The organism is Carnobacterium sp., from assembly GCF_045617425.1.
Classification (GTDB): Bacteria; Bacillota; Bacilli; order Lactobacillales; family Carnobacteriaceae; genus Carnobacterium_B.
This window is the reverse complement of record NZ_JAZLIO010000018.1, coordinates 170,724-190,688: the sequence shown is the minus strand read 5'-3', so window position 1 is coordinate 190,688 and position 19,965 is coordinate 170,724. Positions and strand designations below refer to the sequence as shown.

Here is a 19,965-nt window from a genome sequence, read left to right as displayed (position 1 = left end):
CTTAGCACTGCTAAGTCACCCTCACATTTGGTTCGTCTTACTTTGTTTAGTTTTCAAAGGTCTAAAGCGTGTTGTTTCGTTTGTGACAACTCATTAATAATAGCATCTAGCGAATCATCTGTCAACAACTTTTTTAATTTTTCATTCCTTCACTGTAGCGATTTATTTCAACCTGCCTCAGCGACGTATATAAATATAACAAGTTTTTAGCATTTCGTCAACCTTTTTTGGGAAATAAAATAAATGAATTTCCATAACTGAACATTCTTTTGAAAACTTATTCAAAATCCGGTTTTGATTACAAAAACACGAACCATCTTCTCCTTTATCCACATTTAGTTAGATATTTTTATACAGTATAATGTTTTTTTATAAATAACAGTTTCGTCAGTTTTTGTTCATTGATTAAGAAAAGGTCGTTTTCCATTGAAATCAATGGAAAACAACCTTTCAATTATTTTGTGTTTAACTGTTAATCCAATTTGACTCTATGAAGCCTGCTCTTCCCGAACCTTGTCTATATCTTGAATAATGAGCTGCATTCTTTTTGTAGAAACCTTGATGGTAGTCTTCTGCTGGATAAAAAGGTTCAGCAGGTTGAATTTCAGTTACAATCGGCTGTTTAAAGCGACCGCTATTTTGCAATGCTTCTTTAGAAGCTTCTGCTAATTGTCTTTGCTCTTCATTATGATAAAAAATAACAGGACGATAAGATGAACCTCTATCGGCAAATTGTCCACCTGCATCAGTTGGATCTGTTTGCTGCCAGTAGATTTCCACTAAATCCTTGTAACTAAATTTTTCAGGATCAAATGTGATCTGAACGGCTTCTGTATGACCAGTGGTTTCACTACATACTTCTTCATAAGTCGGGTTGACCGTGTGGCCACCTGTGTAACCCGAAACAACTGATTCGATACCTGGTTGTGTTTCAAACGGTTTTACCATGCACCAAAAACACCCACCTGCAAATGTTGCTTTCTCAAATTTTTGTTCACTCACTATCGGTTCCCCCTTTTATTCTTAATGATTAGAGTATAGCACTCAACTTTATTGGTTTACATTATTTTGAATTACTCTCTTTTAATCTTTTTTATGAATTTCAGTTACGCCACCCATATAAGGAACCAATACATCAGGAATCTTAACTGATCCATCTGCTTGTTGGTAGTTTTCTAAAATAGCCGCTATTGTTCGTCCAACTGCTAATCCTGAACCATTTAACGTGTGAACGTATTCTAATTTACCTGTTTCTTCATTACGGTAACGTATTTTTGCTCGTCTAGCTTGAAATGCTTCGGTATTTGAGCAAGAGCTGATTTCACGATACGTTTCTTGTGCAGGAATCCACACTTCTAGGTCGTAGGTTTTTGCAGCAGAGAATCCCATATCTCCAGTACATAATGCTAATACACGATAAGGAAGATTTAACTTTTGCAATACTGCTTCAGCGTTGTTCGTCATCTTTTCTAATTCATCATAAGAAGTTTCCGGTTTACTAAATTTCACCATTTCAACTTTATTAAATTGATGTAGGCGTATCAATCCACGAGTGTCTCTTCCTGCACTACCTGCTTCTGATCTAAATGAAGGACTTAATGCAGTAAAGTATACTGGAAGTTGCTCTTCTTTTAAAATCTCATTGCGGTAATAGTTCGTCAATGGAACTTCTGCTGTTGGTATCAGCGTTAAATCTGTTCCTTCAATTTGGAATACGTCTTCTTTAAATTTTGGGAACTGACCTGTACCAAACATTGAATCGCTATTCACTAAATAAGGTGTCATCATTTCTGTATAACCATGTTCACCGGTGTGCAAGTCTAGCATAAAATTGTATACCGCACGCTCTAATCTAGCCCCTAGTCCTTTATAGTAGACAAAACGACTTCCAGAAACTTTTGCTCCTCGTTCAAAGTCTAAAATATCTAACTCTTCAGCAACTTCCCAATGTGCTTTTGCTTCAAACGTCACTTCTACAGGCGTTCCCCATTTGCGGACTTCAACGTTGTCTGCTTCATCTGCCCCTACTGGCACAGAATCATGTGGTAAATTTGGCAATCCAGTAGCAATTATTTCTATTTTTTCATCAATTTCTGCTAATTGTTCATCTAGAACTTTTATTTTTTCTCCAACTTCACGCATTTCTTTTATTTTTTCATCTGCATTTTCTTTACTACGTTTTAGTGTTGCAATTGCACCAGATACTTCATTACGGTAACTTTTTAATTCTTCTGTTGTCACAATCAAAGAACGTCTTTCACTATCTAAAGTAATAAATTCCTCTAATAGCTCGTGTTTAACCCCACGTTCTTCTAATTTTTTAGCTGTTGCATCAAAATCTAATCTTAATTGTTTAATATCTAACATCTGAATCTTCCTTTCTTTTTGTGATTCCTAATCGATTGTACAAAAAAAGCCATTCCGATCCATTATTCATGGGACGAAATGGCCTCAACGTTCGCGGTACCACCCAAATTCAGAAGATTGCCTATGAATCCTCTACTCTTTTCAATCAGATAACGGTCTGGATCCGAAACAATTTTATCAAAAAAGCTGAGTTCATTGTTTACTTCATGCGATGGATTCAAAAGATTAAACCATCAGTTTTCACCAACCACTGACTCTCTTTGTGTATTCAATCTATTTTACTAATTCGCATTACTAACGTTCGTGTTCATTCAGTTGCTTACATTCTACCCAATCCCTTTGCTTAAGTCAATAAAAAAAAGACCGGAAAATCCCCCCAGCCTTTTGCTATACAAGTAATTAAATTTTTAATTAGCGCACTTTAGAATAAGTCACTAATAAAAGCTTTCACCCAGCGACCCGTTAAAACAAATACATTAGATTTTTCAACAGTTGAAGCAGCTACAATGGTAACTTCTTCTCCTGCATCTCCATTAACGTATCCTAACTCATCACCTTCACTGATGACTTGCGCGGTTCCTACTTCTGTTCCCTTTTTGATTGGTGCAGTTAAGTTACCCGCTTCATTTAATAAATCTTTTTTGACTTGGATAGTTGCATTTGTCTTTTCGCTATCCACACTTGTTGGAATCAATAAAGACACATCCGATTGAACGGCTACCTTTAAAGTATCTTTTTTACCTTTATCAACGGCTAAAGGCTCTACATCTTCTAAAGTTTGGTCTTCTTTAAAGACAGGAACCATATCCCAATTTTCAAATGCCCAATCCATTATTTTGTCTGTTTCAGCAAATCGTTTGCTCAAATCCTCTTGTCCATTCGTTGCGTTCATTACGATTGTAACAACACGCATACCTTCTTCTTCAGCTGTACCTGTCATTGAAGCTCCAGCAAAATCAGTTGTCCCCGTTTTTAATCCATCAACATTTTCACGCTCATAAATTAATCCTGGCAACATCCAGTTAAAGTTTTGCATAGAAATTTCATCTGATGTACCTTCTCTAAATTTCTTTTCACTAATACTAGAAGTCTTTAACACTTCAGGAAAATCTAATAGTAGACGTTGAGCTACAATCGACATTTCTCTTGCAGTCATTGAATTTTCACTGTCGTCAGTGCTACCTGGATAAATGTTACCATTCAAATCGGAATTAGATAAACCAGTTGTATTGTACAATTCATAATTTGTAATACCCCATGATTCAACTTTTTCATGCATCATATCGACAAATGACTTTTCATCTCCAGCAATATGTTCAGCAAGTGCAATCGTTGCTCCATTTGCTGAATAAATTGCCATTGCTTGGTAAAGTTCTTCTACTGAATAGGTATCGTCTACTCGTAAAGGAACATTTGACAATTCATAATTTTGGCTAATGTTATGAGCGTACTCACTAATGTTAACTTGATCATCCCATGCCAAGTCGCCATTTTTAATGGTTTCCAACAAAATATATTCTGTAATCATCTTAGTCATTGAAGCAATGCCTAGTTTTTCATCGCCGTTTTGATTTAACAACACTTTTCCAGTTGTTGGTTCAATAGCAAACGCTGCTGCTGCTTCTATTGCAGGTTGTTCTATTGTTGCTGCCGATACAGTTGTACTAGCAATTAATGGGGAAAAAGCTCCCAACAATAGCATTGTGACAAACAAAGTACTAATTTTAGTTAATTTCTTCATGATTTTTATTGTCTCCTCAGTCCGTTTGATTTTCTATTTAAGTATTTGTTAAATGATATTCTGTAATAAATGACTACATGCGTTTTCTATGTTAGCGAAATAAACAAAAAAAAACAACCCTCTTTTGTCTAAAACTAATATAAGACGGTCGTTTTTAAAAGTTTTTAGCTAAAATCCCTTTAAATTTAGTCGTTATTTTTTTCAGCTAATTGTTTTAGTGGCAAGTGCATAACAAAGCGAGTTAAATTCCTATCAGAAGAGGCATAAATATATCCTCCATGAAGGGCTACAATACTTTGTGCAATTGCCAATCCTAAACCGGTGCCTCCTGTTTCTTGTGACCGAGACTCTTCCACACGGTAAAAACGATCAAATAATTGGTCCAATGATTTTTGCGGAATAGGCTGTCCGTCATTATTTACTGAAATGATTGCTTCTTTTCCAGTTTTTTGGACTTCTATAAATACTTTTTTACCACCTTTTCCGTACTTCAACGCATTTGAAATTAAATTATTGAACACTCGAACTAATTTTTCAGTGTCAGCTTCCATTTGGACACTCTCATAAGAAGTAACCACTTCGATTACCATATTCCTTTTTTCTGCTTCCAATTCAAAATCTGCTACCAACTGTTCTAATAATTGCACCATATCAAATTCAGATAGATTTAAAGGCGTAGTGGTTTGACGTACTTTTGTATATTCAAATAAGTCTTCTACAAGAACCTTCATTTGTTTCGCTTTTGTATAAGCAGTATGAGTATATTTCAATAATTCTTCTTCACTTTGATAACGTCTTTCTTCAATTAATCCTAAATAGCCTATAATAGAAGTCAAGGGTGTCCGAATGTCGTGACTGACATTCGTGATTAGTTCATCTTTAGACTGTTCTATCTGGCGTTCATCTTCCATCGCTTGCACTGTGCTGTCTACCAAAACATGTATGCTATCCACTACTTTTTCCATATCGCCGCCAAAATCTGTTGTGATACGATGCTCGTAATGGCCTTCTGCGATATAATGCAGCTCACTAATAATATGATTCAACTGCATCTGTTTGTAGCGTCTTTTTAAACGCCAATAAATCGTTCCTATTGCTACCGTTGTTAAAAAAATGATAAAAAACGGCGTGAGAGAAATAATTTGATTTCCACGAACGCTAATAATAGCATCACCAAAGAACCAAAACCCTCTAATAATTTCAGGAGAATCCACAAGTATGCGATTAAAAATAAGAAAAGCAGCATAATACAAAATCAAAATCAATCCAATAGTAATAAATCCTTCAACAATCAACTTACTTTTTTCTTTCCTTGTTAGTTTCAAGTAACTAGTCAACTCCCGTGTTTCAATCTTCTCAAATGGCATTACCGCTCACCAATTTTATACCCTACTCCCCAAACCGTTTGAATCACTTTTTCTCCACCAGTAGCTTCTTCGATCTTATCTCTTAAATGACTGACATGAACCATGACCGTTTTAGCTGAAACGAGACTTTCTTGTTGCCATACACGTTCAAATATTTCATCTGCACTAAAGACCCGGTTTGGATGGCTGGCTAATAAGTATAAAATTCCAAATTCTAAAGCCGTTAACTGAATGAACTCTCCATTGATTGTTCGAACTTCATGCGATTCTTTTTCAATCAATAATGGGCCAACCTCAAGTTTATTTTGTTCTTGCGAGTTAGTCATATAATGACTTCTACGCAATAAAGATTTGATCCTAGCCATCACTTCTAATGGATTAAAAGGTTTAGCTACATAATCATCCGCTCCAGTTACTAAGCCTTTGATTTTATCAATATCTGTTGTTTTAGCACTAAGCATAAGAATTGGCAGTTGCATCTCTTTGCGGACTTCTTTTACAACTTGATTTCCATCCATGTTAGGCATCATCACATCGAGTACCATTAAATCTATATTTTTAATTGTTTTGATTTTTGTTAACGCTTCTTTTCCGTTATAAGCTTTTTCTACTTCGTATCCTTCATTTTGGATATAAATACTTAACAGTTCTACAATTTCTTTATCGTCATCGACTACTAAAATTTTCATATAATATCCCTCATTTAGACATATTTTTTCCGATTTTACTTATCATATCAGAAAATACTAAAGAATTTATTAAAAGAAGATCAATAAAGTTCTGAATCGAACTTTATTGATCTTCTTTAGTTAGCAGTCTATTTATTGAACAGAATAATTTGGTGCTTCATTTGTAATTTGTACATCATGAGGATGAGATTCGCGTAGGCCTGCTCCACTCATTTGAATAAATTGTGTTTCCTCTCGTAATTGCTCTAAGTTCCCTGCTCCAACATATCCCATACCTGAACGTAATCCGCCAAGCATTTGGAAAACAATATCAGAAACAGCGCCTTTATAAGCAACACGTCCTTCAATACCTTCTGGAACCAATTTGTTTGCTTCATTTACGCCACCTTGGAAATAACGATCGCTTGAACCTTTTTCCATAGCAGCTAAACTTCCCATACCACGATATGTTTTGAAGCGACGACCTTGGAAAATTTCAAATTCACCAGGAGATTCATCTGTACCAGCAAGCATACTACCTAGCATAACAACATGTCCTCCAGCGGCTAATGCTTTTACAATATCTCCAGAATACTTAATTCCGCCATCGGCAATAATCGCACGTCCATATTCACGAGCCACTGCTGCTGAATCATAGATAGCTGTAATTTGTGGAACACCAACTCCAGCAACCACACGTGTTGTACAAATTGATCCAGGACCAATTCCTACTTTAACTACATCCACACCTGCTTCATATAACGCACGAGTCGCTTCACCTGTTGCTACATTCCCTGCAATCAATGTAGCTTCTGGGAACTCTTCACGAATTTCTTCAATTTTACGAATAACTCCTGCACTATGACCATGAGCTGTATCAATAACAATTGCATCAGCGCCAGAATCAATTAACGCGTGTGCACGTTCAAATGTGTCACTTGTTACACCAACTGCTGCTGCAACAAGTAAACGACCATGAGAATCTTTTGCAGCATTTGGAAATTCAAGAATTTTTTCGATGTCTTTGATGGTTATCAAACCACTAAGACGACCATTTTGGTCGACAATTGGTAATTTTTCAATTTTATGCTGTTGCAAAATTTGCTCTGCTTCTTTCAAAGACGTTCCTGTCGGCGCAGTCACTAAGTTTTCTTTTGTCATTACTTCATCAATTTGAATAGCGTAATCTGCTACAAAACGTAAATCACGATTTGTTAAAATTCCTACTAGAATACGTTCATCCATAGTATTTACGATTGGCACACCACTAATGCGGTAGCGACTCATTAATTGTTCTGCTTCTGAAACGGAATGGGTGGGAGTTAAAAAGAAAGGATCTAGGATAACGCCGCTCTCAGAACGTTTTACTTTTCTAACTTCATCTGCTTGTTGTTGGATGGTCATATTTTTATGGATGACACCTAAGCCGCCTTGACGAGCCATAGCGATTGCCATTCTTGAGTCTGTTACAGTATCCATACTCGCACTCATGATAGGTACGTTTAATTTAATATTTTTAGCTAGTTGAACACTTAAATCTACATCATTTGGTAAAACATGACTTTCAGCAGGTACTAGCAATACATCATCAAAAGTGAACCCTTTTTTTGCAAATTTTGTTTCCCAATTAGACATTACAACCATCCGCTCCTTTTTCTCCACTTAATTTGTTCGATAATTTTATCTACAAAAATAACAGAGATAGCGGGCTTAGTCAAGAGCTGAATTGAAAATCGCTCATTACTTCAGTCTTTCCTTCAAGCATATTAGCATATCAAGTGTTCTCGATGAAAAAAGCATGAGAAAAAGCTCAAATCGACTAAAATTGATTTAGTCGGTTTGAGCTTTTAGATTCTTTCTAATTTATACGTTACTCTTAAAATAATCCGCCGCGAATATTTAATTTGCGTTTTGCAAAATATTTGGCCACAAAAGCAAGTGCACCAATAATAATGTTACTTATTGCATTTAATGGAATATTCACAACTGGTGGAAAGACCATCATTGATCCCGTCATGACAATCATTAGAGATAGCATTCCAACAGTTGAGACTAGGATATAGCGGAACATACCACCCTTTTTCGGATTTTTTCTATCTGGCATATTTTTTGAAATCCAAAGAATAACTAATCCACCTACGACAAAGTTCAGTAACGTCGTAATCAACCCCAATGATGAACCTTCTACATTATTAAACAAGCCAGAAAGACCTGTGATAATAGAAAATAATCCACCGATCATTAATCCACCATCTAAGGCAATCTTCCAATTTTCAGAAGGTCCTTCTTGAGCTTTAGTCGGTTTTGCAACTATTTTATCTGCACATTCAGTCACGGTTCCATATAATTGGCGAGCCGTTTCTCCTGATTTTTGGCGTTCGACTAAATTATGAAGCATCTCATTAACTAGTTCTTCTTTTTTAGTTTCAGTAACGTTTCTTTCCATTAGAGCTTTATTCAAACTCATCATATACTGTTCATTCTTTTTGGTTAATTTTTTAATTAATACACTGTTTTCTTCTTTTTTTGTCTGAGTAGAACTTGGTTGTACTTCTTCCATGAATCAATTGCCCCTTTCTAGGCCTTGCTCTTTGAAGCTAATGGTTACTTTTATACATTAAACCTAAATAATAGGATATCTCCATCTTTAACAACATACTCTTTTCCTTCAGAACGCATACGACCCGCTTCTTTTGCTGCTTGTTCACTTTCGTATTTATCGAAGTCTTCATAAGAGATAGTTTCTGCACGAATAAATCCGCGCTCAAAATCGCTATGAATAATTCCAGCCGTTTGAGGAGCTTTCATTCCTTTTTTAAAGGTCCATGCGCGAACTTCTTGAACACCTGCCGTAAAGTACGTTCCCAAACCTAAAAGGTTATATGTTGAACGAATTAATTTATCTAATCCTGATTCCTCGATTCCTAATTCTTCCAAGAATAATTCTTTTTCTTCGTCTTCAAGTTCTGCAATTTCTTCTTCAATTCTTGCACAAATTACAATAACTTCAGCATTTTCTTCTTCAGCAAATTTACGTACTTGGTTAACAAGCTCATCATTCTCAGTATCCGCTACTTGATCTTCAGAAACATTTGCTACGTACAATACAGGTTTTGTTGTTAATAAAAATAAACTTTTAACGATTTTTTCTTCATCTTCATTAAATTCGATTGAACGAGCTGACTTACCTTCTTCTAAAACGGGTTTGATTTTATCCAAAACAGCTAATTCAGCTACTGCTTCTTTATCCTTCGTACGTGCAATTTTCGATACACGAGTATAGCGTTTTTCAACTGACTCTAAATCAGCTAGAACCAACTCTAAATTGATGGTCTCAATATCTGAGATTGGATCCACTTTTCCTTCAACGTGAATAATATTGTCATCTTCAAAACAACGAACAACATGACAAATAGCATCTACTTGGCGAATGTTAGCTAAGAATTTATTTCCTAGTCCTTCCCCTTTACTTGCTCCCTTTACAATCCCAGCAATATCTGTAAATTCAAAAGTAGTGGGAACCGTTTTCTTTGGTGAAACCAATTCTGTCAAGCGTGTTAACCGGTAATCAGGAACTTCTACAACTCCTACGTTCGGGTCAATAGTTGCAAATGGATAATTTGCAGCTTCTGCTCCTGCTTTTGTAATGGCGTTAAATAAGGTTGATTTACCTACGTTTGGTAAACCTACAATTCCAGCTGTTAATGGCATGTTTAAATTCACTCTTTCTTTTTTTAATAGTTTTTGTTATTAGTTTTCTTCTGCTTTTTCTAAAACTTTTTTCATTTTCTTTTCAAAATCTCTTCTTGGCATCATGACCATATGGCCGCATTGTGTGCATTTAATGCGAATATCCATACCCATTCTAATGATTTGCCAACGGTTTGCCCCGCAAGGATGAGGTTTCTTCATTTCAACAATATCATTCAAATCGTATTTTTTTTCCATCGTTAATCTCCTATGCGTTTATTCATCATCAAATTGAATCTCTAGAATATCTAAAATACGCGTCAAATCATCAGTAGAAAGGTACTCAATTTCAATTTTCCCTTTTTGATTTTTTTCATTTATAGAGACACTGGTGCCAAACTTATCCATTAACCGTTCTTCACTCTCACGAATATAGTAAGGTTTTTTTGTTTCTTTTTTTGGCTGTTCTATATCTTCTTTAGGCTGGTTCATCTTGTTCACTAATTGTTCTAATTGACGAACCGTTAAATGTTCTTTGACCACTCGTTTAGCTAATTTCGAGATTTGTTTTTTGTCTTTTAAACCTAACAATGTCCTTGCTTGACCCATTGAAATTTCTTCTTTTTGAAGCATCTCTTTAACAGCATCTGGCAGCCCCAATAAACGCAAATAATTGGCGATATATGGTCGGCTTTTACCTAACCGTGTTGCTACTTCTTCTTGAGTTAATTTTAATTTTTTCATCATCATTTCATACGCTTCTGCTTCTTCTAAAGAGGTTAGATCTTCCCTTTGTAGATTTTCTAGAACCGCAACTTCCATCATCTTTTCTTCATCAAATTCACGAATAATGGCTGGTATCGTTTCTTTCCCAGCTAGTTTAGAAGCTCTAAAACGGCGTTCTCCAGCTATGATTTCATAGCCTTTGATTTTAGATTCACGAAGAATAATAGGTTGAAAGACACCCGATACTTTAATGGATTCTGCCAATTCATTTAAAGCTGTTTCATCAAATGTTTTTCTAGGTTGGTAAGGATTTGGTCTGATATCGGTTAAGGGTATTTTCTGAACTTGTTCATTAGCTGCATTGATATTTGAAAGCTCTGCATAGTCTCCAAAAAGAGCGTCGATTCCTCTTCCCAAACCTTTGCTATTCTTATTAGCCATTTGCTAGCACTTCCTTTGCTAATTCAAGATAGACTTCTGCTCCTCTAGAACGCGCATCGTAATCAATAATCGACAACCCGTGACTTGGAGCCTCAGATAAACGAATATTGCGTGGGATAATCGTTTTATAAACTCTTTCTCGGAAGTATTTTTTCACTTCATCGACTACTTCATACCCTAAATTCGTACGTGCATCCAACATAGTCAACAAGACACCCTCAATTTTCAATTCAGGATTAAAATGTTTTTGAACTAGGCGAACGGTGTTTAACAATTGACTTAATCCTTCTAAAGCATAATATTCACATTGAACTGGAATCAGAATAGAGTCACTTGCAGTGAAGGCGTTGATAGTCAAATGTCCCAGTGATGGGGGGCAGTCAATTAAAATATAATCGTAATCATCTTTTACCTTTTCTAATGCTTGCTTCAGCCTAGATTCTCTAGCCATTTGTGAGGTTAATTCAATTTCTGCACCTGCTAATTGAATTGTAGCCGGTACGACCCATAAATTCTCTCTTGAAGAAGGCAGGACGACATCTTTAACAAGTGTTTCGTTTACTAAAATATCATAGATATCTTTTTCAACATCCGACTTGCGTACGCCTAAACCACTTGTTGCATTTCCTTGAGCATCAATATCAACTAATAATATTTTTTTACCAAAATACGCTAAACAAGCACCTAAGTTGACTGTCGTCGTTGTCTTACCAACTCCGCCTTTTTGATTTGCGACTGATATAATTCGTGCCATCCTATTTCCTCCATCTGTGTTTAATATCCTCTAGTAACTTTATCGACGCTGATTCAAGTGCAACAAACAAAAATAGGAGAAAAATTACATCCTGCGTATTTTCCTCCTACGCATTTGTTCAAAATGAATTTTTTTCATTTATCGCTCTCTATTCACTTATCTTTTTTTATTTCAATTGTAATGCGGTAAACATCTTCCAGATCTTCTTCTATTGCTTCTAAAGGCATACCGGTTTCTTTTATCAGTTCAACTGACTTATTGATCGTATTTAAAGCTAATCGAAGATCCTTGGAGATTTTTCTAACTCTTTTTTTCGGCTGTTCTTGAGTAGTGTTTTTTTCTGCTACTTTTTGCTTTACTAAACGCTCTGTTTCTTTAACGGTTAGTTTTTTTTCAATAATGACACTTAATAATTCATTCTGTTCCTCATGCGATAAAACTAATACACTGCGACCATGTCGTTCTGTAATCGTTCTGTTAAGCAGAGCTTCTTTTAAAGGCTCTGCTAATTTTAGCAGCCGCAGTTTATTGGCTATGAAAGATTGGCTTTTCCCAATGCGTTGCGCTAATGCTTCTTGCGTCAACTCATTTAACGCCATCAAGCCTTGATAAGCTTCAGCTTCTTCAATAGCCGTCAATTCTTCTCTTTGTAGATTTTCAATCAACGCAACCGAAGCTGTTTCGTTATCTGACATCTCTTGAACAATGGCTGGCACTTCTTTCCATTCCAAAAGTTGCATCGCACGAAAACGGCGTTCCCCTGCAACAATTTCATACTTGTTTTCTTCATATTTTCTAAGAATAATGGGTTGGATCAATCCATGAATATGAATTGTACGAGCTAATTCATCCAACTTTTCTTCATTAAAAACTTTTCTAGGCTGAAAACGATTAGGAACAATCTGTTGTACCGCAATTTCTTGAACATGTTTTTGTTTTTTTAATACTTCTAACAAAACATCTTCTTCGTTTTCAGTTTTCTTTTTAGATTTTCCTGAACCAAATAAATCAGACAACGCCATTCTTTTTCTCTCCCTCAGTCCTATATGTCCTTTGATTCTATTGTATCAAAAAACGTTCTTATTGAGTAGTTGAATCCGAATAGAAACTGTCTGATAAGTAGCGGTTTCTGCTATAATGGATTCTTATTTGGTGTTCCCGGTTTTCTTGGATATTTTTTGGGTGATTCTTTCTTCTTATCGATTAAAACGATGTGTCGTTCCCCAGCTTCACGTGGCAGTTCAAAAACAAACTCTTCGCGAAACTTTCCGCCCAATGTAGCAATCGCATTTTGCCCTTCAGCCATTTCTTCTTGGGTATTGCTTGCTTTTAGAGCAATAAAAAGTCCATCTTTTTTTACTAATGGCAAACACAATTCAGATAAAACACTCATACGTGCAACCGCTCTGGCCGTTACAAAGTCAAATGATTCGCGAAATTGTTTGTTTTGGCCAAACGTTTCAGCACGATCATGATAAAAATGAACACCATCTAATCCTAGCGTTTGAGCTAACAATGTTAGAAATTGGATTCTTTTATTTAACGAATCAACTATAGTGACTTCTAATTGTGGAAAAATAATTTTTAGGGGGATGCTTGGAAACCCGGCACCTGCACCTACATCACATAGGCTTTGGACCCCTTTAGTAAAATCCACATATAGTCCAGCTGTAATCGAATCATAAAAATGTTTTAAATACACTTCTTCTTTTTGGGTAATTGCAGTTAAATTAATTTTTTCGTTCCATTCTTGCAACAGTTTAAGGTATTGATCAAATTGTTCCATTTGCTTCTCAGTAACCACTAATCCCTTATCTTCAAGGGCTTTTTTAAACTCTTCTGGATTCATTAACTCAACTCCTTTTTACTAACGTGAAACACTATTTGTTTCACAAATCCATCGTTTTAACTGTATAACAAATTGACTAGAAGTGCAATGCTTTAAAGCATTTTTCCCGCTATATAAATAGATTAAATTTTATAACTTTCTATATTAAATGAGAATTAGATAAAATAAATTAAAATTAAATGATAGAATTTGTTGACATTGCCTTGTGAGCTTGTTAGAATATTGGAAATAGTCAGAAAACAATTAATGAAAAGGAGATGTTCAATATGAAAACTACAGTCGAATCGTTTAGCTCGCGTTCTCTATTGAACGTATCTTTAGTCATTATTAACTTATTAATTTAGCCCAGGATTCGAACTATTCATTTAGTTGAGTCCTAGTTTGCGTATCTAGGGCTCAATCATCGAACTGATGAGGCAAGCCTTTATACAAAGGCTTGCCTCTTTTTATTTGGAAAAGTCGAAGACTCATAAGTGTTGGTTGTCTGTTAAACAAAAATACGGAGGCGATTGAATATGAAAAACTATCTAACAGAAAGAATGTATAAGGCATCATCAGGGATCGCGAATGCTATTTTTGTAACGATTGGGATTGGCTTACTATTAGAAACAATTGGAAATATGACTGGCTTAACAATTTTAGTTATTATTGGAACGGCGGTTAAAATGTTGATGGCTCCTGCTATTGGTGCTGGTATCGCCGTAATGTTAGGTGGAAATACACTTACGATTTTTAGTGCTATGGCTGCTGGAGCAATTGGAGCCGGTGCTATTCAAACGACAGCAGATGGAATGATCACTATTGCCACAGGTGAACCAATTGGTTGTCTCATTGCAGCCACCATCGCTACATTTGTTGGTAAACGCATTTCTGGTAAAACACCTTTAGATATGATGGCTATTCCGATCACAGCGGTCTTAGCTGGTGGTGTAGCTGGCTATTACTTAAATCTTGTTATTGCTCCATTCTTAAATATGGTTAGTGCTTTTATTTCTGCTTCCGTAGCTGGTTCACCTGTTATTGGCGCAGCTGTGATTTCAGTCGTTGGTGGGCTTGTATTGATGTCTCCTGCTTCTTCGGCCGCTATTGCAATTGCACTGAATCTTGATCCTGTTTCAAGTGCTGCTATGTTGGTTGGAACGACTAGTATGTACATTGGTTTTTCTTTTGTCTCTATGCGTCAAAATAATCTTGGTGGATTCTTAGCGCAATTTGTTTGCACACCAAAAGTACAATTGCCGAATATCGTTAAAAATCCGCGGATTTTAATTGGCCCAACTTTGGCTGCAGCAGTAGCCGCTCCCATTTCAACTGTTGCTCTTGGTTTTACAGCCCCTAGCGCTTTAGGCGGATTAGGTTTTTGTTCACTGATTGCTCCACTAAATATTTTTGTCTCTCAAGGAAGCGGATCATTTGCTGTTTATATTCTGACTGCTTGCCTAGTTCCCATTGCTATTACGGTAGTAGTAAATAAAGTATTAGAAAAAGCTAGTTGGTTGCGTAAAGGAGATATGGCTTTAGTAGTAGAATAATCTGATGGTTACTAACAGCCTTCAATTGATTTGAATCCTTATGCAAACGAAAAAGAGACATAAATCCTTTTGCGGATTTATGTCTCTTTTTTATGGTCCCTACTGGGCTCGAACCAGCGACCCCTACCTTGTCGAGGTAGTGCTCTCCCAACTGAGCTAAGGAACCTTTTCTTGTTTGCGTTTGCAACATCATTAAGTATACCTTAAAGAGTTGCTTCCGTAAATATAGAGTTCCACTTATTTTAACAATTATATCATTTCCTGGGAAATAATAATAAAAGAGAGACTTACAATTAAGCAGCTGCTTAATTGTAAGTCTCTCTTTGTAGTAACTATCTATACTTGTACTTTTGCAATTTTCCCTTGTTCTACATACACCATTAAAATTGAAATATCCGCTGGATTCACACCACTAATACGGCTAGCTTGAGCAATTGTTTCAGGCTGAATTTTAATTAGCTTTTCCTTGGCCTCTGTAGCGATACCATTAATAGCAGCATAATCAATATTTTCCGGTATACGTTTGTTTTCCATACGTTTTAACTTATCCACTTTTTGAGAAGCTTTAGCGATATATCCTTCGTATTTCACTTGAATTTCTACCTGTTCTTCTACGGCTAATGGAAGTTCATAGTCTCGAGGAACAAATGCTAAAAGATCTTGATACGAAACTTCTGGACGACGCAAGAAGTCTTTAGCTAAAATACCGTCTTTTAATGGTGCTTGATTGTTTTCAGTTAAATACGCTTGGATTTCAGCAGTTGGTTTCAAACGAATAGAACCTAGACGTTCTATTTCTCCTTCAAATTGAGCTTTTTTCGCTACAAAAGTATCGTAGCGTTCTTTTGTTACTAGCCCTATTTGGTGACCGATTTCAGTTAATCTAAAATCTGCATTATCATGACGTAACAATAAACGGTATTCTGCACGAGACGTCAATAAACGATAAGGTTCATTCGTACCCTTCGTCACTAAATCATCAATCATAACTCCGATGTATCCTTCACTACGTTTCATTACAAAAGGTTCTTTGCCTTGCACTTTAAGTGCTGCATTGATACCTGCCATAATTCCTTGACCGGCTGCTTCTTCATAACCGGAAGTTCCATTCATTTGACCAGCAGTAAACAAGTTTTCAACTACTTTTGTTTCTAAAGAAGGACGTAATTGATGAGGTGTAACCACATCGTATTCAATTGCATAGCCAGTACGCATCATTTCTGCGTTTTCCAACCCTTCGATTGAATGTATAATATCTTGTTGAACATCTTCCGGAAGAGACGTTGATAAGCCTTGGACATAAACTTCTTCTGTATAGCGTCCTTCAGGTTCTAAAAACAATTGATGTCTTGGTTTGTCACTAAAACGGACAACTTTATCTTCAATTGATGGGCAGTAACGAGCGCCTACTCCTTCAACAATCCCTGTAAACATTGGTGCACGGTGCAGGTTATCTTGAATTTTTTGATGAGTCTCTTCATTTGTATAGGTTAACCAACATGATAGCTGATCTTTTAAATAAGCGCTGTTTGGTGTTTCATAACTAAAATGATTCGCTTTTTTATCACCAGGTTGTTCTTCTGTCACGCTGTAATCAATTGTGGAAGATTTAACTCTAGGAGGTGTTCCGGTTTTAAAACGATTTAATTCAAAGCCATTTTCGAGTAAACTTTCAGAAAGTTTAACAGATGGTTGCGAGTTATTTGGACCAGAAGAATATTTCAGTTCTCCAATGATAATTTGACCACGAGAAGATGTACCTGCTGTTAAAATAACCGCTTTAGATCGGTAGATTGCACCAGTATTTGTGATAATTCCTTTGCATATACCATCTTCAATAATCAGTTCATCAGCAATTCCTTGTCTTAAAACAAGATTCTCTGTTTCTTCAATAGTTTTTTTCATTTCATTTGCATACATAAATTTATCTGCTTGGGCGCGTAAAGCTCTAACAGCAGGTCCTTTACCGGTATTCAGCATTCTCATTTGAATATATGTTTTGTCAATATTGCGGCCCATTTCACCACCAAGAGCATCAATTTCTCGAACGACGACACCTTTAGCTGGTCCTCCAATTGACGGATTACATGGCATAAAAGCAACCATATCTAGATTAATGGTAATTAAAAGCGTATGACTTCCCATTCTGGCTGCAGCTAATGCAGCTTCTGATCCAGCATGACCTGCACCAACAACAATTACATCAAAATTTCCAGCTTCATAATGATTCATTTAAACAATCCCTTCTTTCTCTTTGTTTATGTCGAATTTATTTTTTGTTTATTCATTGAGTTGAGTTGTGTGTCTAAATGGGAAGTTCCGCATCCTTATAATTGAGCTGCGTTCGACAGGCTCTCGGAAAAAACGTAATCTCTTTGAGGATGGTACATCCTCTGCGAAATTCCTTTATTTTCTGTCAAGCCTAAGCATCGAACTCCGCATCCTTATTTTCCTAGACAGAATTGGCTGAATAGTTGGGTCAGTAGTTCGTCTTGAACGCTGTCTCCAGTAATTTCGCCTAATAGATCCCAACAACGAGTCATATCTATTTGAATAAGATCAACTGGCATACCAGCTTCTACTCCATTAATGACTTCATCTAATGCTTCTTCTGCATCATTTAATAGCGCAATATGGCGTACATTAGATACATAAGTAGCATCACGTTCACCGGTTTGTCCAGTGAAAAAGAGAGCAGCTATTTTCTTTTCTAAAACATCTACACCTGATTTAGATAAAATAGAGGTCTTCACAATACTTTCTGGATCTACTAGCATTTCTAATTCAGTTAAATCTAATTTATTTGGTAAGTCCATTTTATTTAAAATAATAATACGGTGGTGTTGGCTTGTTGCTTCAATTAATGCTTTATCTTCTATTGTTAAGGATTCACTTTGATTAAAGACTAACAATACTAGATCTGCATCACTTAGAGCTTGACGGCTGCGTTCTACACCAATGCGTTCAATAATATCTTCTGTTTCACGGATACCGGCTGTGTCGATTAATTTTAATGGTACACCTTTAACACTGATGTATTCTTCAATGACATCTCGTGTGGTACCAGCGATATCTGTAACAATGGCTTTTTCCTCATCTAATAGGTAATTTAATAAGCTTGATTTCCCAACATTTGGTCGTCCAATAATAGCTGTTGCAAGACCTTCTCTTAAAATTTTCCCTTGACTAGCCGTTTCTAGCAACTGTTGAATGGAAGCTTTAACTATTTTAGCTTTTTCAATCAATAATTTTGAAGTCATTTCTTCAACATCATCGTATTCAGGATAATCGATATTCACTTCTACTTGAGCTAATGTATCTAATATGTCTAAACGCAAATTACGAATTAGATTAGACAAGTTTCCATCTAATTGTTTTAATGCAACATGCATAGCTCTGTCTGTTTTAGCCCGTATCAAATCCATTACTGCTTCTGCTTGAGACAAGTCGATTCGTCCATTCAAAAAAGCTCGTTTTGTAAACTCACCAGGTTCAGCTAAGCGAGCGCCATTTTGTAAAACACATTGCAAAACTTGATTGACAGAAGTAATTCCCCCATGGCAATTGATTTCAACAACATCTTCTCTAGTAAAGGTCCTAGGTTCACGCATAACAGATACCATTACTTCATCAATCGTTTCATTCGTTTTTGGATTTTCAATGTGGCCATAGTGAATAGTATGACTCTTTTGTTCAGCAAGTGATTTTGAACCAGATTTATATACGCGATCTGCAATTTCAATAGCTTGTTCCCCACTCAACCTTACTATCCCTATTGCCCCTTCGCCAGGAGGCGTTGAAATAGCTGCAATTGTTTCAAATTCTAATGTCACGCTCTCTCACTCCTTCTATTTTTTTGCACGAAAAAAGTGCCCACTCCACCCTTTTATTTTTTACAAAAGGAATGGAAAGCACTTTGACTACTTTTATCATTCAGATAAGTTATTTAATTTTCAGTATATTTAAGGTTAATTTGTTGCTCCGTTAAGACTATACAAGTTCTCTAACTATTTGTCAATAACTTCAGTTGACTTTATTTATGATTTACTTTGCTGATTTAACACTAATCTGTACTTCTTCGTACTCTGCTTCATTGTAACTATCTAACAGTCCCTTTTCCCTAATCGCTGCTTTAGAAACTACTTTTTGAATCAATCTACTATTAATAGAACCTTCAAAAGGGAAAACTTTTAATGCAATCGTCTGTTCATCGATCCAGCTCGGTTGCATATTCGTTTCATTTAACCTTAGTTCTTCAGATAATGAAAGTCCTTTTTTAAAAAAAGGATGAATCGTTTCTTCAGTGGCTCCAGGTTCGTTGACACATGCATAAACAGATAGCGTATCTCCTAATGCCAGTAAAGCGTAATGAAAATCAAAAATACGTTTATCAAAATTCTCCAACGCAGCAATGATTCGATTCTTCCGTTCTTGTTCTTGTTTAAGAAATGCCGGTGATTCTTTGGATGAATCTTTTAGAAAGAATTGAGTATAATGTCTGCTGCAAAGTAATGCGGCATAAGCATCAACTTTTTCAACTTCATCGATACCATAAGTATAAAATATAATTTTCGGTGCTTTTGGAAAATCAAATAGTGAATATGGAGCTTGTTTTTTATCATTCCAAAAGGGACTTTTATCAAGAGATTCCCATCCATAGTCATGCATTCGAATAGCATAATCTACTGACTTTCTTAATTCTTCCCCTTGAAACAACGTTTTTTTCCATTGAGCCATAACGTCTCCCGCGAATTGAGCATGGTTCTTTTGTTCAATCATAACAAAATCATTTTCCCGTTCTCTAATAATCACAATGATGCATCCTTTCTA

17 protein-coding genes, 1 tRNA gene and 1 other annotated feature are annotated in these 19,965 nt (G+C 36.0%); of the genes, 1 reads left to right on the top strand and 17 read right to left on the bottom strand.

The window, feature by feature from the left end; translation table 11 throughout:
- Nucleotides 1-465 precede the first annotated feature (465 nt).
- The 13 genes from msrA to rsmG all read right to left on the bottom strand — a co-directional run bounded on the left by msrA (nucleotide 466) and on the right by rsmG (nucleotide 13,603).
- Nucleotides 466-1,002: a peptide-methionine (S)-S-oxide reductase MsrA gene (gene msrA, locus ACKI3H_RS10440; RefSeq protein WP_407372173.1), complete on the bottom strand. Its 537-nt coding sequence runs from the start codon at nucleotides 1,000-1,002 to the stop codon at nucleotides 466-468.
- An 81-nt stretch (nucleotides 1,003-1,083) separates the two neighbouring features.
- Complete coding sequence (serS, locus tag ACKI3H_RS10435) at nucleotides 1,084-2,367, bottom strand: serine--tRNA ligase (protein WP_407372172.1); 1,284 nt, start codon at nucleotides 2,365-2,367, stop codon at nucleotides 1,084-1,086.
- Between the two features lie 66 nt (nucleotides 2,368-2,433).
- Nucleotides 2,434-2,671: a binding site (T-box leader), on the bottom strand.
- 117 nt (nucleotides 2,672-2,788) lie between these two features.
- A complete protein-coding gene (locus ACKI3H_RS10430) occupies nucleotides 2,789-4,108 on the bottom strand; it encodes a serine hydrolase (protein ID WP_407372171.1) in 1,320 nt (439 codons plus the stop codon).
- Nucleotides 4,109-4,293: 185 nt separating this feature from the next.
- Nucleotides 4,294-5,475 carry a sensor histidine kinase gene (locus tag ACKI3H_RS10425; RefSeq protein WP_407372170.1) on the bottom strand — a complete coding sequence of 394 codons (1,182 nt, stop codon included), beginning with the start codon at nucleotides 5,473-5,475 and terminating at the stop codon, nucleotides 4,294-4,296.
- Nucleotides 5,475-6,164, bottom strand: a complete 690-nt coding sequence (locus ACKI3H_RS10420; RefSeq protein ID WP_035020942.1) for a response regulator transcription factor — start codon at nucleotides 6,162-6,164, stop codon at nucleotides 5,475-5,477. Before ACKI3H_RS10420 ends, ACKI3H_RS10425 begins: the two co-directional genes overlap by 1 nt.
- 132 nt (nucleotides 6,165-6,296) lie before the next feature.
- On the bottom strand, nucleotides 6,297-7,778 hold the full coding sequence (gene guaB / locus ACKI3H_RS10415) for an IMP dehydrogenase (protein ID WP_407372169.1): 1,482 nt from the start codon (nucleotides 7,776-7,778) through the stop codon (nucleotides 6,297-6,299).
- Nucleotides 7,779-8,019: 241 nt separating this feature from the next.
- On the bottom strand, nucleotides 8,020-8,703 hold the full coding sequence (locus tag ACKI3H_RS10410; protein ID WP_407372168.1) for a DUF1129 domain-containing protein: 684 nt from the start codon (nucleotides 8,701-8,703) through the stop codon (nucleotides 8,020-8,022).
- A gap of 50 nt (nucleotides 8,704-8,753) precedes the next feature.
- Complete coding sequence (ychF, locus tag ACKI3H_RS10405) at nucleotides 8,754-9,854, bottom strand: redox-regulated ATPase YchF (RefSeq protein WP_407372167.1); 1,101 nt, start codon at nucleotides 9,852-9,854, stop codon at nucleotides 8,754-8,756.
- 39 nt (nucleotides 9,855-9,893) lie between these two features.
- Nucleotides 9,894-10,091 (bottom strand): DUF951 domain-containing protein, encoded by a 198-nt coding sequence (locus ACKI3H_RS10400; RefSeq protein WP_407372166.1) that lies wholly within the window; start codon nucleotides 10,089-10,091, stop codon nucleotides 9,894-9,896.
- A gap of 18 nt (nucleotides 10,092-10,109) precedes the next feature.
- Nucleotides 10,110-11,000, bottom strand: a complete 891-nt coding sequence (locus ACKI3H_RS10395; RefSeq protein WP_407372165.1) for a ParB/RepB/Spo0J family partition protein — start codon at nucleotides 10,998-11,000, stop codon at nucleotides 10,110-10,112.
- Complete coding sequence (locus ACKI3H_RS10390) at nucleotides 10,993-11,754, bottom strand: ParA family protein (protein WP_013712085.1); 762 nt, start codon at nucleotides 11,752-11,754, stop codon at nucleotides 10,993-10,995. Before ACKI3H_RS10390 ends, ACKI3H_RS10395 begins: the two co-directional genes overlap by 8 nt.
- A gap of 152 nt (nucleotides 11,755-11,906) precedes the next feature.
- Nucleotides 11,907-12,776: a nucleoid occlusion protein gene (noc, locus tag ACKI3H_RS10385; RefSeq protein WP_407372164.1), complete on the bottom strand. Its 870-nt coding sequence runs from the start codon at nucleotides 12,774-12,776 to the stop codon at nucleotides 11,907-11,909.
- Between the two features lie 110 nt (nucleotides 12,777-12,886).
- Nucleotides 12,887-13,603: a 16S rRNA (guanine(527)-N(7))-methyltransferase RsmG gene (gene rsmG / locus ACKI3H_RS10380; RefSeq protein WP_407372163.1), complete on the bottom strand. Its 717-nt coding sequence runs from the start codon at nucleotides 13,601-13,603 to the stop codon at nucleotides 12,887-12,889.
- Between the two features lie 515 nt (nucleotides 13,604-14,118).
- Here rsmG and ACKI3H_RS10375 point away from each other — a divergent pair.
- Nucleotides 14,119-15,135 carry a PTS sugar transporter subunit IIC gene (locus ACKI3H_RS10375; protein WP_350451273.1) on the top strand — a complete coding sequence of 339 codons (1,017 nt, stop codon included), beginning with the start codon at nucleotides 14,119-14,121 and terminating at the stop codon, nucleotides 15,133-15,135.
- 93 nt (nucleotides 15,136-15,228) lie between these two features.
- Here the strand turns inward: ACKI3H_RS10375 and ACKI3H_RS10370 are convergent.
- The 4 genes from ACKI3H_RS10370 to ACKI3H_RS10355 form a co-directional block, all read right to left on the bottom strand.
- Nucleotides 15,229-15,301: transfer RNA gene (locus ACKI3H_RS10370), tRNA-Val, on the bottom strand.
- Nucleotides 15,302-15,471: 170 nt separating this feature from the next.
- Nucleotides 15,472-17,367: a tRNA uridine-5-carboxymethylaminomethyl(34) synthesis enzyme MnmG gene (gene mnmG, locus ACKI3H_RS10365; protein ID WP_407372162.1), complete on the bottom strand. Its 1,896-nt coding sequence runs from the start codon at nucleotides 17,365-17,367 to the stop codon at nucleotides 15,472-15,474.
- A 212-nt stretch (nucleotides 17,368-17,579) separates the two neighbouring features.
- The gene (gene mnmE / locus ACKI3H_RS10360; protein WP_407372161.1) at nucleotides 17,580-18,968 is read right to left on the bottom strand and encodes a tRNA uridine-5-carboxymethylaminomethyl(34) synthesis GTPase MnmE; all 1,389 of its coding nucleotides are present in this window, start codon (nucleotides 18,966-18,968) and stop codon (nucleotides 17,580-17,582) included.
- A gap of 211 nt (nucleotides 18,969-19,179) precedes the next feature.
- The gene (locus ACKI3H_RS10355) at nucleotides 19,180-19,947 is read right to left on the bottom strand and encodes a DUF3891 family protein (protein WP_407372160.1); all 768 of its coding nucleotides are present in this window, start codon (nucleotides 19,945-19,947) and stop codon (nucleotides 19,180-19,182) included.
- Nucleotides 19,948-19,965: the final 18 nt, after the last annotated feature.

What these genes read in the sequence shown, in the direction of transcription:
- serS (WP_407372172.1), bottom strand. Translation starts at nt 2,367, where the DNA reads ATGTTAGATATTAAACAATTAAGATTAGATTTTGATGCAACAGCTAAA.
- ACKI3H_RS10430 (WP_407372171.1), bottom strand. Translation starts at nt 4,108, where the DNA reads ATGAAGAAATTAACTAAAATTAGTACTTTGTTTGTCACAATGCTATTG.
- ACKI3H_RS10425 (WP_407372170.1), bottom strand. Translation starts at nt 5,475, where the DNA reads ATGCCATTTGAGAAGATTGAAACACGGGAGTTGACTAGTTACTTGAAA.
- ACKI3H_RS10420 (WP_035020942.1), bottom strand. Translation starts at nt 6,164, where the DNA reads ATGAAAATTTTAGTAGTCGATGACGATAAAGAAATTGTAGAACTGTTA.
- guaB (WP_407372169.1), bottom strand. Translation starts at nt 7,778, where the DNA reads ATGTCTAATTGGGAAACAAAATTTGCAAAAAAAGGGTTCACTTTTGAT.
- ACKI3H_RS10410 (WP_407372168.1), bottom strand. Translation starts at nt 8,703, where the DNA reads ATGGAAGAAGTACAACCAAGTTCTACTCAGACAAAAAAAGAAGAAAAC.
- ychF (WP_407372167.1), bottom strand. Translation starts at nt 9,854, where the DNA reads ATGCCATTAACAGCTGGAATTGTAGGTTTACCAAACGTAGGTAAATCA.
- ACKI3H_RS10400 (WP_407372166.1), bottom strand. Translation starts at nt 10,091, where the DNA reads ATGGAAAAAAAATACGATTTGAATGATATTGTTGAAATGAAGAAACCT.
- ACKI3H_RS10395 (WP_407372165.1), bottom strand. Translation starts at nt 11,000, where the DNA reads ATGGCTAATAAGAATAGCAAAGGTTTGGGAAGAGGAATCGACGCTCTT.
- ACKI3H_RS10390 (WP_013712085.1), bottom strand. Translation starts at nt 11,754, where the DNA reads ATGGCACGAATTATATCAGTCGCAAATCAAAAAGGCGGAGTTGGTAAG.
- noc (WP_407372164.1), bottom strand. Translation starts at nt 12,776, where the DNA reads ATGGCGTTGTCTGATTTATTTGGTTCAGGAAAATCTAAAAAGAAAACT.
- rsmG (WP_407372163.1), bottom strand. Translation starts at nt 13,603, where the DNA reads ATGAATCCAGAAGAGTTTAAAAAAGCCCTTGAAGATAAGGGATTAGTG.
- ACKI3H_RS10375 (WP_350451273.1), top strand. Translation starts at nt 14,119, where the DNA reads ATGAAAAACTATCTAACAGAAAGAATGTATAAGGCATCATCAGGGATC.
- mnmG (WP_407372162.1), bottom strand. Translation starts at nt 17,367, where the DNA reads ATGAATCATTATGAAGCTGGAAATTTTGATGTAATTGTTGTTGGTGCA.